The organism is Anaerobacillus sp. ABR4_321 (assembly GCF_056158505.1).
In genome coordinates, this window is the sequence record NZ_JBSWTK010000001.1 from 861,307 (window position 1) to 873,965 (window position 12,659).

Below are 12,659 nucleotides of genomic sequence, written 5' to 3' on the forward strand. Positions count from 1 at the left end.
CTTAATAATGGATTCGACTATTGTTGCTTCCCCACACGTCAAAAGGATCTTTGCTTTCCTTTAAACCGATGTGATGAAAGGGAATGATGCGTTTCTCAGGCGGTTTTTCTATTTCATTATAGATCAGCGCATCATCAAAACCTGACGCTGCAGCTTCAAGTCGAGTAGCAGCAAAATATACCGTATCGGGCCTTGACCAGTAAATGGCTCCAAGACACATCGGACATGGTTCGCAGCTAGAATAGATCGTGCATCCAGTAAGCTGATGAGATCCAATATTCGTGCATGCATTTCGTATCGCAACAACTTCCGCATGAGCGGTAGGGTCGTTCATAGACGTCACTTCATTATTCCCTTGACCAACGATTTGTCCGTTTTTTACAACGATGGCACCAAAAGGTCCGCCTTGATTGGTCACAACGCTTTTTGTTGCAAGCTTAATCGCCTCTTTTAACCAGTCTTCATGTGTCATCTTCACCACACTCCTTGTAATACACTATTAGACAAAGAAGAGGATATACCTATCGTTAGTATCTTTTGTAAGCGACAACGTTATGTAAATAATTCCATGGCTTCAAGGGTAATGTTTTTGATAGAATAGTCAAGTTGCAACTTTGAGCGGATTAACAACCAAGCTTTTGAAAGCCAGAGTGCTTCAAACGTCTTCATATTCCTCTTTAACTACGGGGATACTATTAAATAAAAGGAGCGATTTTTATGAAAATGGTTTTACTTGCAATTTTGACCGGATTTATTGTCGGTTTGGTATTTGCGATTTTTAAGCTACCGATTCCTGCTCCTCCAGCATTTGCAGGGATTGCAGGGATTATTGGTATTTACCTTGGCTTTAGGGCTTATGAGTATTTCTCAGGAGCTTTCTTTAATTAACAATTATTTTGTAAGATAACAATGCTTTCGTTCAAACCTGACGAAAGCATTTTATGTATTCAAGATAAGGACTGATGATATGCCATATGTACATTCGAAAAACACCAGAATATTTTATGAAGACGAAGGAGAAGGTTTGCCATTAATTTTTCTTCATCCTCCTGGAATGGGGCATGCTGTTTTCCATAAACAGAAGGAACTCACACGTTTTTTTCGTGTTCTTCTGTTTGATATGAGGGGACATGGAAAGAGCTCATCTGGTAACGATGAGCTATCAATCTCCCTGCTTGCAGATGATCTGATAAACTTCATGGATGCTCTTCATATCGATCGAGCTGTTATTATTGGTTATTCCAGTGGAGGCAGTATCGCTCAGGAATTTGCCATTAATCATCAACATCGCGTAGTTGCCCTTGTGTTATGTGGAGGCTTCCCTGAGGTGAATGACCCTTTTCTTAACCTGGAGTTTAAAGCAGGAATTTCTCTTGCATATAACCTGAAGGCTCTTTCCTGGATTGTAGCGAAAAGCCATGCAAAAACGGAGGCTGAGTTTCGAATACTACGATCTTATTTTCAATTGACAGATCGGGAGGTATTAAAACAGTTTTATGTGAAAGGGCGCTTGTACACCTGTGTAGAAAAGCTTCCCAATTTACACATTCCGTTATTACATTTAACGGGTGAATTTGCATTTTATTTTCATCATTATCAGACGATGTATGAAAAAGCTGTTCCTTCTGTAAAAACTGTTAGGGTATCAAATACATTTCATGAAATACCAACAAAATCATTTAGAGAATTCAATCATGCAGTACTCGCATTTCTCACTTCCATAAAAGCGTACTCCCATCCAATCGTTTAACTCCACGAATCGATGAAAGATCTTCTACCAGTTTAAGGGCTGCAAGGTCTTTTTTCTTTGCTTCGATCATAATATCCGCATCCTCACCATGTTCCTTAAGCATTTTTATAAAAGGTATGGCGAACTCTGAATCAACGTAGTCCGCATGGCTCCGGTAGGCACTTTCTGATTTAGGTGACGATAAGTGATACTTCACCGGGACGCCTCGACCTTGCCACGTCTTTTCAACTCGTTCGAAAAAATCATTTGATAGGCCGTTTCCTTCATTGGCCTTATGATGGTGATAATCAAAAATAAACGGTACTCCCGTTTTTTCACAAACTTCAAGTGTTTCTTCGGCGTCGTAGGTTTTGTCGTCGTTCTCAAGCGTAATCCTTTCCTTTATTCGGTCCGATACTGAGTTGAAGTTTTCATAAAAACGTCCTAGCGTTTCTTCTTTGTCACCGTATGCACCACCTATATGAATGTTTGTAATCGATCGATTATCGAGTCCCATCAGTTCAAGCATGGACGTGTGATAATCCAAGTCTGTGATGGCATTTTCGGTTACCTGCTTCCTAGGACTTGTGAAAAGTGTGAATTGATTCGGGTGAAAGCTCACTCTAAGGTTATGTTTTTTAACGAGGTCACCAATTTCTTTAAACTTATCTCGAAAAGGCGTTTTATAATCCCACTTCGCTTCAGGATGTGTAGCGAGGGGAACGATTGAAGAAGACATTCGATAAACTTTTATTTCATGTGCGATATTATAATGTAGTGCACGTAATGTATTGGTTAAGTTTGCATCCGTAACGGAAAGAAGCTTTTCCATTCGTTCTTCTTCAGAAAGTTTACTATAGCGAGCAAACGTCATCGTTCGAGCAGGGGTTGCTTCATATAGTGCAAGTGCATGTGAGACATAGCCAAACCGCAGTTTCATTAAGAGCATCCTTTCATGTGTGTTACTACTTTCATTCCCTCGTACAGTTGAGCGAAACCGTTCGTAGAGCGTCGCTTATAGAAACGGAGAAAGTACCCTCGCAAGCGGTCCGATCAGGCGGTTTTTCAACGTCCGATTTTTGAGCCTTTTCATATCCAGTGGTTCTGACTGAACGATGTCTCTGTCGATCGTTTCCTTGATTTGTTTGAGCATCTCTTTATCACGAAAAATGCAGTTGATTTCACCGTTGATCGTAAAACTTCTTCGATCGAAATTAGCTGTTCCGATGTCACATATTTCTTTATCAATCAACAGCACTTTAGCGTGAAAAAATCCATTCATGTACTGGTGAATTTCACAGCCGGCTTCAATAAGTTCTGTCAAATAAGGATACGATGCTTCTTGCACGAAAGGATGGTCCGCTCGAATCGGAAGGATAATCTTCACACTCACGCCTCGATGAATCGCATTCAGTATCGTTTTCTGTAATTGAGATCCTGGAATGTAGTAAGGTGTTCCGATATAGACGGTGCTCGTAGCTTTGTCGATAAGAGAGCAAAACACCTCTTCGACGTTGTTCCCATCCGTAACGTGAAGTTTCACAGTTGTTTCTCCTTTAGTTAAGGGTGGAAATAGGGCATCAGCTAGTTTGGCATCAGGATTTTCAAGTGACCAGTCTTTGAAAAACTGTTTTTGAAGTTCGTGGACCACTTCCCCTTTTAGACGCAAGTGGTAGTCACGCCAGTAGCCGAACTTCGGATCTTTTCCTGCATATTCATTTCCAATATTAAAACCGCCCATATACCCGATTCTTCCATCGATTACGGTAATCTTCCGATGATTTCGTTCGTTTAAAGACGTAAACAGAAGAGGAAATGATGCTTTTTTAGAATATGAGAAGCGCACACCGCATTCCTTCATCCGTTTAATTGTCGAACGTTTGATGCTTTTACTTCCTATAAAATCAGCTAACACGTTTACGCTCACGCCTGATGACGCTTTTTCACAAAGCTTATCGATGAACTCATTTCCTGTTTTATCATCTCGAATAATAAAAAACATCATATGGATGGTATTTTCGGCTGCATCAAGGTCTTTAAGCAGTGATCGAAAGAAATCGTCACCATCTGCGAAAAATTCCAGGTCGGCCGGTACAGACTTCATAGACGAACCGTTTTTTCTTCGTTTTCTTGCACCTAGAAAAAGGTCCAATCCGATCCATAACACGAAAGCAATCACTAATAAAAAGACCATTCAACACACCTCGATTCAACTAAAATCCATAAAAATAGTTTGCCCAAAATAATAAAAACTAAAAAAATCCCTGACTGAATGCTCATTCAGTGAAAAATATGTTATACTTTATTCAGAAAATTACTTTCATTCTGACTTAAAAGCGTTTTCATAAAATGTTCGAACAGTCGGGGAGCACAACTCTTGTTCAACATCCAAGGTAAAGCGTTCTTACAAGAAGGAATGACATGAAAGGAGATTTTGCCAACATGGATGTTTTATTGATCATCAACTGGATTGCTTTCATTGTTGTAACCGCTTACGCATTCTTCTTATTTGGGTACGTTGTTAAAACGCGTTATGAATTTATTAAGCTAGGAAAGAAAGCAGAATTCGATCGCTCCATGAAAGAACGCATCGAAGCGATCGTCGTAAAAGTATTTGGGCAAAAGAAATTGTTAAAGGATAAGAAAAGTGGAACGATCCATGTCATGATGTTCTATGGATTCCTTCTCGTCCAATTCGGCGCGATCGACATGGTCATCAAAGGTCTTTCGCCTGGATCTCATTTACCGCTCGGACCACTGTATCCAGCGTTTACGTTCTTCCAGGAACTTGTGACCGTCATGATCCTCGTAGCCGTAATCTGGGCGTTTTACAGACGATACATCGAAGCGATCGCTCGTTTGAAAAAAGGATTTAAAGCAGGACTCGTTTTACTTTTCATCGGATTGTTGATGGTTTCTGTTCTTTTTGGGAACGGGATGGAAATCATTTGGCATGAAATCGGCTATTCGTGGAGCGCACCTATCGCATCTGCGATCGCATTTCTTTTTTCTTGGATCAACGAGACTGCGGCTATCGCACTATTCTTTTTCTCATGGTGGATTCACCTTCTCGTACTGTTAACGTTCCTTGTGTATGTACCTCAGTCCAAGCATGCTCACTTAATCGCTGGACCTGTAAACGTATTTCTTGGTCGTACACATAAGGTTGGACAGCTTGCTTCGATCGATTTTGAAGATGAAAGCAAAGAAACATACGGCGTTAACACGATTGAAGATTTTAACCAAAAGCAGCTCGTCGATCTCTATGCGTGTGTAGAGTGTGGCCGTTGTACAAATATGTGTCCGGCGACAGCAACTGGGAAAATCCTTTCCCCGATGGAGCTGATCGTAAAGCTACGTAACCATCTAACAGAAAAAGGTGCAGCGGTAACGTCAAGAACACCTTGGATGCCAGCATATGCTTTCTCAGATACATCTGGCAATCAACTCGCTTATCAAGCGCGCGGCCAGCAGGAAACAGCAGCTGCAGCGGAAGGTCTTGTAAGTGATGAGTTGATTGGAAACGTTATCACTGAAGAAGAAATCTGGGCTTGTACAACGTGTCGTAACTGTGAGGACCAGTGCCCGGTTGAAAACGAACACGTAGATAAGATCATCGACATGCGTCGTCACTTAGTCTTGATGGAAGGTAAGATGGACAGCGACGTTCAACGTGCGATCACAAATATCGAACGTCAGGGTAACCCATGGGGAATCAGTCGTAAAGAGCGTGAAAACTGGCGCGATATGCGTGATGATATCGTCGTGCCTACAGTAAAAGAGAAAGAAAAAGCAGGGGAAGAGTTTGAGTACCTCTTCTGGGTAGGTTCGATGGGCTCTTACGATAACCGAAGCCAGAAAATCGCAGCTTCATTCGCTAAAATCATGAACGAAGCAGGGATTTCATTCGCAATCCTCGGTAACAAAGAGAAGAACTCCGGAGATACGCCTCGTCGTGTCGGAAATGAATTCTTGTTCCAGGATCTTGCACAGAAGAACATCGAAACGTTCCAAAAGCATAACATCTCTAAAATCGTTACGATCGATCCTCATGCTTATAACTCACTTAAAAATGAGTATCCAGAGTTTGGACTCGAAGCTGAGGTTTATCACCATACAGAACTTTTATATGACTGGATTAAAGAAGGAAAACTGAAGCCGAAGCACGAAGTGAATGAACGAATCACCTATCACGATTCTTGTTATTTAGGAAGATATAACGAGGTTTATGATCCTCCACGTGAAATCTTACGCAGTATTCCAGGGGTTGAAGTGATCGAGATGGATCGCAGCCGTGAGAATGGAATGTGCTGTGGTGCAGGCGGTGGCCTCATGTGGACAGAAGAAGACACTGGTTCACGAATCAACGTAACACGAACTGAACAGGCACTGAGCGTTAAACCATCTGTCATCGGAAGTGCATGTCCTTATTGCTTAACGATGATGAGTGACGGAACAAAAGCAAAAGAAGTAGAAGAAGATGTTTCAACGCTCGATATCGTCGAAATTCTTGAACGTTCGATCGTGCAGCGTGAAATCGTTCAATAGTTACGCACAAAAGGTAGCTTATGCGGGAGGAACTCCGGCATGAGCTCCTTCCTTTGTGTGTTATGAGGTGGATAGGCGGTGAACGAGCGTTCAGTCGCTTAAGAACTCGTATTTTGACAGCGTTTTCAACTATATTGAGGAGGTTTTCAAGATGGGCAAAACAGTAATCGTAAGCGGTGTTCGAACACCATTTGGAAAATTTGGAGGTGCACTCAAGTCACTAGAAGCTCCGGAGCTAGGCGGTATTGCGATCAAGGAGTCCTTGAAACGAGCTGGTATCGAGGCAGATCAAGTCGGTGAAGTGATCATGGGTTCCGTTCTCCAAGGTGGTCAAGGTCAGATTCCTTCGCGTCAGGCGGCGAGACACGCAGGAATTCCATGGGAAGTAAAGACAGAAACGATCAATAAAGTATGTGCGTCAGGTTTACGCAGTGTCACGATGGCGGATCAAATCATTCGCGCAGGTGATGAAGAAGTGATCGTTGCAGGTGGAATGGAATCGATGAGCAATGCGCCTTACATTTTGAAGGACGCGCGCTGGGGCATGCGGATGGGTGATAAAAAAATCGTCGACCTTATGGTGCACGATGGCCTGACGTGTTCGTTCGATGGATGTCATATGGGCGTGTACGGAAATACGACAGCAAAAGAATATGAAGTATCTCGAGAAGAGCAGGATAAATGGGCGTTCAGAAGCCAAGAGCGTGCTGTGAAGGCAATGGAAGAGGGGATTTTTGCAGAAGAAATCGTACCTGTCGAAGTACCTCAGCGTAAAGGGGATCCTCTATTGGTGGAGCATGATGAAGCGCCTAGAAAAGGAACGACTGTTGAGCAGCTTGGTAATCTGAAGCCTGTTTTTGGTGCTGACGGTACGATCACTGCAGGGAATGCACCTGGTGTGAACGATGGAGCGGGTGCTCTTGTGCTGATGTCTGAAGAACGTGCCGCGAAAGAAGGAAAGCAGCCGATGGCTACGATTCTCGCTCATACAGCGATCGCAGTAGAAGCGAAGGACTTCCCACAAACGCCAGGGCTTGTTATCAATGCACTATTAGAGAAAACAGGCAAAACACTTGAAGAAATCGACTTGTTTGAAATTAACGAAGCATTTGCAGCCGTAGCACTTGCGAGCGGAAAGATCGCTTCGTTAGATGAAGAGAAGGTGAACGTTCATGGCGGTGCAGTGGCACTAGGCCATCCGATCGGAGCGAGTGGCTCTCGTATCTTGATCACATTGATACACGAGCTAAAAAGACGCGGCGGTGGCGTAGGTATCGCAGCGATTTGCAGTGGCGGCGGTCAAGGCGACGCAATCATGGTGCAGGTATAACGGAAAGGGAGGAATGAACATGGAAATCAAATCAGTAATGGTGATCGGCGCAGGACAAATGGGATCTGGGATCGCGCAGGTATGTGCGATGTCCGGCTACAAGGTTTACTTAAACGACCTTAAGCAGGAGTTTATTGATAAAGGCCTTACAAGAATTGAAAGCAACCTTTCAAAACAGGTGAAAAAAGAGCGTATTTCCCAACAAGATTTGGTCGCAGCGATGGATCTCCTGCAAGGTACGACTGATCTAAATGATGCAAAAGAAGTTGATATCGTCATCGAAGCAGCAGTTGAAAACATGGAAGTAAAGTGCAACCTCTTTTCACGACTTGATGAAATTTCAAAAGACCATACGATTCTTGCAACGAACACATCATCACTTCCGATCACTGAAATCGCGGCAGCGACGAAGCGTCCAGGAAAAGTCATCGGCATGCACTTCATGAATCCTGTACCTGTCATGAAGTTAGTCGAGATCATCAAGGGTCTTGCAACGACTGATGAGACGTTCGCTGCTGTAGAAAACCTTGCTCATGACCTTAAAAAATCTCCAGTTGAAGTAAATGACTTTCCTGGTTTCGTATCGAACCGCATCTTGATGCCGATGATCAACGAAGCGATCTATACCGTTTATGAAGGTGTTTCTTCACCAGAAGATATCGATCAAGTGATGAAGCTCGGTATGAACCATCCGATGGGACCGCTTACTCTTGCTGATTTTATTGGACTCGACACGTGTCTATATATTATGGAAACGCTCCATGAAGGCTTTGGGGACGATAAGTACCGCCCATGCCCGCTTCTCCGCAAATATGTGAAGGCCGGCTGGTTAGGACGTAAGACTGGAAGAGGATTCTACCAGTATCAGGATTAACATCACGAGGAGGAACAGAGATGGAGCTTGTTTTTACAGAAGAACAAAAGATGATGCAGAAGATGGTCAGAGATTTTGCTGAAAAAGAAATTGCGCCATTTGTAGAAAAAATGGAGGAAACGGATGAGTTCCCGCGCGACATCATCAAGCGAATGGGCGAACTCGGTTTGATGGGAATCCCTATTCCAGAAGCATACGGTGGAGCTGAAATGGACTATACGTCTTATATCATCGCGATCCATGAGCTTTCAAAGGTTAGCGCAACAATCGGTGTCATCCTTTCGGTGCATACCTCTGTCGGCACTCTTCCGATTCTTAATTTCGGGACAGAAGAGCAGAAGCAGCGCTTTGTTCCGAAGCTTGCTTCAGGTGAGTATCTTGGTGCGTTTGCACTGACTGAAGCTAGCTCAGGATCTGATGCGAGTAGCATGAAAACACGTGCAGTTCGAGACGGTGATCACTATAGACTGAACGGGTCCAAAGTTTTCATCACAAACGGAGGCGAAGCAGACACATACGTCGTGTTCGCACGTACGAATCCGGATGAAAAAGGAAGTAAAGGTGTTACAGCGTTTATCGTTGAAAAAGACACCCCAGGATTCAGTATTGGAAAAAAGGAAAAGAAAATGGGCTTGAACGGTTCAAATACAGTGGAGATCATTTTCGAAGACGCTCGCGTACCCGTTGAAAATCGCCTCGGTGAAGAAGGGCAAGGCTTCAAGATCGCAATGGCAAACCTCGAGAGCGGCCGGATCGGAATCGCCGCACAATCTCTTGGAATTGCAGAAGCTGCATTAAATTACGCCGTTTCCTATGCAAAAGAAAGACAGCAATTCGGAAAGCCGATCGGCCAAAACCAGGGTCTTGGCTTCAAGCTTGCGGACATGGCAACTGAAGTAGAAGCTGCCAAACTACTAACCTATCGCGCAGCAGATCTCAAAAACCAAGGCATCCCATGCATGCAACAAGTATCCATGGCCAAACTATTCGCCTCAAAAGCAGCCGTAAAAGCATCGATCGAAGCCGTCCAAGTCTACGGAGGCTACGGCTACACAAAAGACTACCCAGTAGAACGCCTCTTCAGAGACGCAAAAGTCTGCGAAATCTACGAAGGCACGAGTGAAATACAGAAAATGGTGATTAGTAGGAATATGATGAGATAGAAAAGCGGAGGCGAACCCACATCCCACGCTCAATCCTAGATTCATCCTATTTAGCTAATAAAATCAAATTCTAGACAATAAATCTCGAATTTGGACAATAAATTCTCATTTTAGCTAATAAATCTCAGTTTTGGACAATAACCTGTCCATCGCACCGTCAAAACGCTAATCCAGGAGCCGCAACCAAGACGATCACCATGACAAAACGCTCTACCGACACCTAAATCAAAAGGAGAGAACCTCATATGAACTTTCAACTTTCAGAAGAACACGAAATGCTACGGAAAATGGTCCGTGATTTTGCAAAGAAAGAAGTAGAACCAACAGCGGGTGAGCGTGATGAAGAAGAACGCTTCGACCGTGAACATTTTACGCATATGGCTGAGCTTGGCTTAACAGGTATCCCATGGTCAGAAGAATATGGCGGCATTGGGTCTGACTATTTGAGCTATGTGATTGCTGTTGAAGAGCTTTCGAGAGTGTGTGCTTCGACAGGGGTTACACTTTCAGCACATACGTCTCTCGCTGGGTGGCCAGTAAATGCATTCGGAACGGAAGAACAGAAGCAGAAGTTCCTTCGTCCGATGGCAGAAGGAAAGATGATGGGGGCATATGGCTTAACGGAGCCGGGCTCTGGTTCAGATGCTGGCGGCATGAAAACGACCGCTAAACTAGACGGAGATCATTACATCCTCAATGGCTCAAAGATCTTTATCACAAATGGCGGCGAAGCGGAAATCTATATCGTCTTTGCACAAACGGACAAAGAAAAGCGTCATAAAGGGATCACAGCGTTTATCGTAGAGAGCGATACGCCAGGGTTCTCTGTAGGGAAAAAGGAGAAGAAACTAGGAATCCGTTCATCTCCAACGACTGAAATCATCTTTGAAGACTGCCGTGTTCCGGTTGCGAACCGTCTTGGCGAAGAAGGGCAAGGGTTTAAAATCGCAATGAAGACGCTAGATGGTGGTCGTAATGGTATTGCGGCTCAAGCAGTTGGAATTGCTCAAGGAGCACTAGATGCTGCTACGGCATATGCAAAAGAACGGAAGCAGTTTGGGAAACCAATCGGTGAAAACCAAGGGATCGGCTTCAAGCTTGCTGATATGGCGACAAAGATCGAAGCGGCAAGACTATTAACCTACCAGGCAGCTTGGAAAGAGAGTCAAGGACTTCCGTATGGAAAAGAGTCTGCGATGTCCAAGTTGTATGCAGGCGATATCGCGATGGAAGTAACAACAGAAGCGGTTCAAGTGTTCGGAGGCTATGGCTACACCAAAGATTACCCGGTTGAACGTTTTATGAGAGATGCAAAGATCACTCAAATCTACGAAGGAACAAACGAAATTCAGCGTCTAGTTATTTCAAGGATGCTATTGGCTGATTAAGAAGGATGAGTAGCATGGATTCTCTTGCACAACGAATTTCAAAACGCGATGAACGTGCACTTGCGAAAGCGATCAGCTTAGTTGAAAACGATGCAGAAGGAAAACTAGAGCTGTTAAAGGATATTCATTCGATGACAGGGCACGCACATTACATCGGATTAACAGGATCTCCTGGGGCGGGGAAGAGTTCACTCGTCAATCGACTCATCACCTACCTCAGGAAGCTTGATCTCACTGTTGGCGTTGTAGCAGTCGATCCAACCAGTCCATTCAGTGGGGGTGCGCTTCTAGGAGATCGCGTTCGAATGGCAGAGCATTTCACTGATCCAGGAGTCTTTATTAGAAGTATGGGTACACGGGGTAGTCTTGGGGGGTTATCACGTACGTCAAAAGAAACGGTACGGCTAATGGATGCGTACGGATTCGATGTCATCTTGATAGAAACCGTAGGAGTCGGACAGTCAGAACTAGACATCATGAAGATCGCTGATTCCATTGCTGTGTTATTGAATCCTGGAAGTGGTGATGTGGTGCAGGTGTTCAAAGCTGGTATCATGGAGATCGCAGACATGTTCATCGTGAACAAAGCGGATTTGTCAGGTGTACCGAAATTACTAGCAGAGCTTGAAAGCATGCTGGATATTGTAAAGCACGATGCAGATTGGCGCCCACCGATCGTGAAGACGGTCTCGGTTCAAAACCAAGGCATCGATGAGGTATGGGAGCGGTTGAAGGAGCATCTCGCTTATTTGAAAAAGTCTGGTGAGCGAGAGCGACGCCGTAAAACATCGCTAGAACGTGAAGTGATCGAAGTCGTTCATGCTGAGATGATGAAGCGGCTAATCGAGCAAGAGAAAGAGAACAGAAGCTGGGTAGAAGAAGTTAAGGAGGGGTCGATCGACCCTTATTCAGCTGCAGTCAGACTACTGGATGACTATTACGGAGAAAAAGTAGACAAAAGCTGACGGGAAGGGGCTGGGTATGCGGTGAGAAAGAACGTTCCTTCGATGGTGAAGGATGAAAAGCTGATCCAGAAACGACGGGAACAAATGATAAAAGCGGCTGTGAGCCTTTTTAAAGAAAAAGGGTTTCATCGAACGACGACGCGGGAGATCGCTCGGGTAGCGGGCTTCAGTATCGGAACGCTTTATGAATACATTCGAAAAAAAGAAGACGTTCTCTATCTCGTATGTGACAGTATCTATGATGAAGTTAGAGAGCGGTTAGAAGAACAGATCAAGCCAGGTGTGAAGGGAATCGATCGTTTGAAGCAGGCGCTGCATGCGTTTTATCAAGTGATGGATGACTTTCAAGATGAAGTGCTCGTCATGTATCAAGAAGCGAAGTCATTGCCGAATGAAACGCTGCCTTACGTGTTGAAGAAAGAGATTGGAATGGCAGAAATCTTTGAGAAGTTGATTCAAGATTGTGTAGATGAAGGAATGCTTCAGTTAACTGAAGAAGAAGTATACGGAGCATCCCACAACATTCTTGTGCAAGGGCAGATGTGGGCGTTCAGGCGTTGGGCGCTCCGCTCTCATTACACGATCGAAGAATTTACGAAGATGCAAGAAGCGTTCATCATTCAAGCGCTTAACCCTATTAATACTGCGAATAGAACGTGAAG

12 protein-coding genes are annotated in these 12,659 nt (G+C 44.1%); 9 read left to right on the forward strand and 3 right to left on the reverse strand.

Annotated elements, in window-relative coordinates; all coding sequences use genetic code 11:
- Position 1: 1 nt before the first annotated feature.
- The gene (locus ACXADT_RS04710; RefSeq protein ID WP_474833379.1) at positions 2 to 472 is read right to left on the reverse strand and encodes a nucleoside deaminase; all 471 of its coding nucleotides are present in this window, start codon (positions 470 to 472) and stop codon (positions 2 to 4) included.
- A 245-nt stretch (positions 473 to 717) separates the two neighbouring features.
- On the opposite strand from ACXADT_RS04710, the gene ACXADT_RS04715 reads away from it, so the two are divergent.
- Complete coding sequence (locus tag ACXADT_RS04715) at positions 718 to 888, forward strand: XapX domain-containing protein (RefSeq protein WP_474809976.1); 171 nt, start codon at positions 718 to 720, stop codon at positions 886 to 888.
- A 136-nt stretch (positions 889 to 1,024) separates the two neighbouring features.
- The gene (locus tag ACXADT_RS04720) at positions 1,025 to 1,750 is read left to right on the forward strand and encodes an alpha/beta fold hydrolase (RefSeq protein ID WP_474833381.1); all 726 of its coding nucleotides are present in this window, start codon (positions 1,025 to 1,027) and stop codon (positions 1,748 to 1,750) included.
- Here ACXADT_RS04720 and uvsE read toward each other — a convergent pair.
- Together uvsE and cls are read right to left on the reverse strand one after the other, a co-directional pair.
- A complete protein-coding gene (uvsE, locus tag ACXADT_RS04725; RefSeq protein ID WP_474833382.1) occupies positions 1,713 to 2,669 on the reverse strand; it encodes a UV DNA damage repair endonuclease UvsE in 957 nt (318 codons plus the stop codon). The genes ACXADT_RS04720 and uvsE overlap by 38 nt on opposite strands.
- A gap of 75 nt (positions 2,670 to 2,744) precedes the next feature.
- Entirely contained in the window at positions 2,745 to 3,923 is a 1,179-nt protein-coding gene (cls, locus tag ACXADT_RS04730; RefSeq protein ID WP_474833384.1) for a cardiolipin synthase, read from the reverse strand.
- Positions 3,924 to 4,171: 248 nt separating this feature from the next.
- Here cls and ACXADT_RS04735 point away from each other — a divergent pair, with 248 nt between their 5' ends.
- The 7 genes from ACXADT_RS04735 (at position 4,172) to ACXADT_RS04765 (ending at position 12,657) form a co-directional block, all read left to right on the forward strand.
- Positions 4,172 to 6,277: a (Fe-S)-binding protein gene (locus ACXADT_RS04735; protein WP_270180641.1), complete on the forward strand. Its 2,106-nt coding sequence runs from the start codon at positions 4,172 to 4,174 to the stop codon at positions 6,275 to 6,277.
- Positions 6,278 to 6,428: 151 nt separating this feature from the next.
- Positions 6,429 to 7,607 carry an acetyl-CoA C-acetyltransferase gene (locus ACXADT_RS04740; protein WP_474833386.1) on the forward strand — a complete coding sequence of 393 codons (1,179 nt, stop codon included), beginning with the start codon at positions 6,429 to 6,431 and terminating at the stop codon, positions 7,605 to 7,607.
- A 19-nt stretch (positions 7,608 to 7,626) separates the two neighbouring features.
- Complete coding sequence (locus ACXADT_RS04745; protein WP_474833387.1) at positions 7,627 to 8,481, forward strand: 3-hydroxybutyryl-CoA dehydrogenase; 855 nt, start codon at positions 7,627 to 7,629, stop codon at positions 8,479 to 8,481.
- A gap of 20 nt (positions 8,482 to 8,501) precedes the next feature.
- The gene (locus ACXADT_RS04750; RefSeq protein ID WP_474833389.1) at positions 8,502 to 9,644 is read left to right on the forward strand and encodes an acyl-CoA dehydrogenase; all 1,143 of its coding nucleotides are present in this window, start codon (positions 8,502 to 8,504) and stop codon (positions 9,642 to 9,644) included.
- 245 nt (positions 9,645 to 9,889) lie between these two features.
- The gene (locus tag ACXADT_RS04755) at positions 9,890 to 11,032 is read left to right on the forward strand and encodes an acyl-CoA dehydrogenase (RefSeq protein ID WP_270180409.1); all 1,143 of its coding nucleotides are present in this window, start codon (positions 9,890 to 9,892) and stop codon (positions 11,030 to 11,032) included.
- Between the two features lie 14 nt (positions 11,033 to 11,046).
- Complete coding sequence (gene meaB, locus ACXADT_RS04760; RefSeq protein WP_270180408.1) at positions 11,047 to 11,997, forward strand: methylmalonyl Co-A mutase-associated GTPase MeaB; 951 nt, start codon at positions 11,047 to 11,049, stop codon at positions 11,995 to 11,997.
- 42 nt (positions 11,998 to 12,039) lie between these two features.
- Positions 12,040 to 12,657, forward strand: coding sequence for a TetR/AcrR family transcriptional regulator (locus ACXADT_RS04765; RefSeq protein WP_270180640.1), 618 nt, complete (start codon positions 12,040 to 12,042; stop codon positions 12,655 to 12,657).
- Positions 12,658 to 12,659 lie beyond the last annotated feature (2 nt).

Coding starts and splice junctions, on each gene's coding strand:
- ACXADT_RS04715 (WP_474809976.1), top strand. CDS start 718: ATGAAAATGGTTTTACTTGCAATTTTGACCGGATTTATTGTCGGTTTG.
- ACXADT_RS04735 (WP_270180641.1), top strand. CDS start 4,172: ATGGATGTTTTATTGATCATCAACTGGATTGCTTTCATTGTTGTAACC.
- meaB (WP_270180408.1), top strand. CDS start 11,047: ATGGATTCTCTTGCACAACGAATTTCAAAACGCGATGAACGTGCACTT.
- ACXADT_RS04765 (WP_270180640.1), top strand. CDS start 12,040: ATGGTGAAGGATGAAAAGCTGATCCAGAAACGACGGGAACAAATGATA.
- ACXADT_RS04740 (WP_474833386.1), top strand. CDS start 6,429: ATGGGCAAAACAGTAATCGTAAGCGGTGTTCGAACACCATTTGGAAAA.
- ACXADT_RS04755 (WP_270180409.1), top strand. CDS start 9,890: ATGAACTTTCAACTTTCAGAAGAACACGAAATGCTACGGAAAATGGTC.
- ACXADT_RS04745 (WP_474833387.1), top strand. CDS start 7,627: ATGGAAATCAAATCAGTAATGGTGATCGGCGCAGGACAAATGGGATCT.
- ACXADT_RS04710 (WP_474833379.1), bottom strand. CDS start 472: ATGACACATGAAGACTGGTTAAAAGAGGCGATTAAGCTTGCAACAAAA.
- cls (WP_474833384.1), bottom strand. CDS start 3,923: ATGGTCTTTTTATTAGTGATTGCTTTCGTGTTATGGATCGGATTGGAC.
- ACXADT_RS04750 (WP_474833389.1), top strand. CDS start 8,502: ATGGAGCTTGTTTTTACAGAAGAACAAAAGATGATGCAGAAGATGGTC.
- uvsE (WP_474833382.1), bottom strand. CDS start 2,669: ATGAAACTGCGGTTTGGCTATGTCTCACATGCACTTGCACTATATGAA.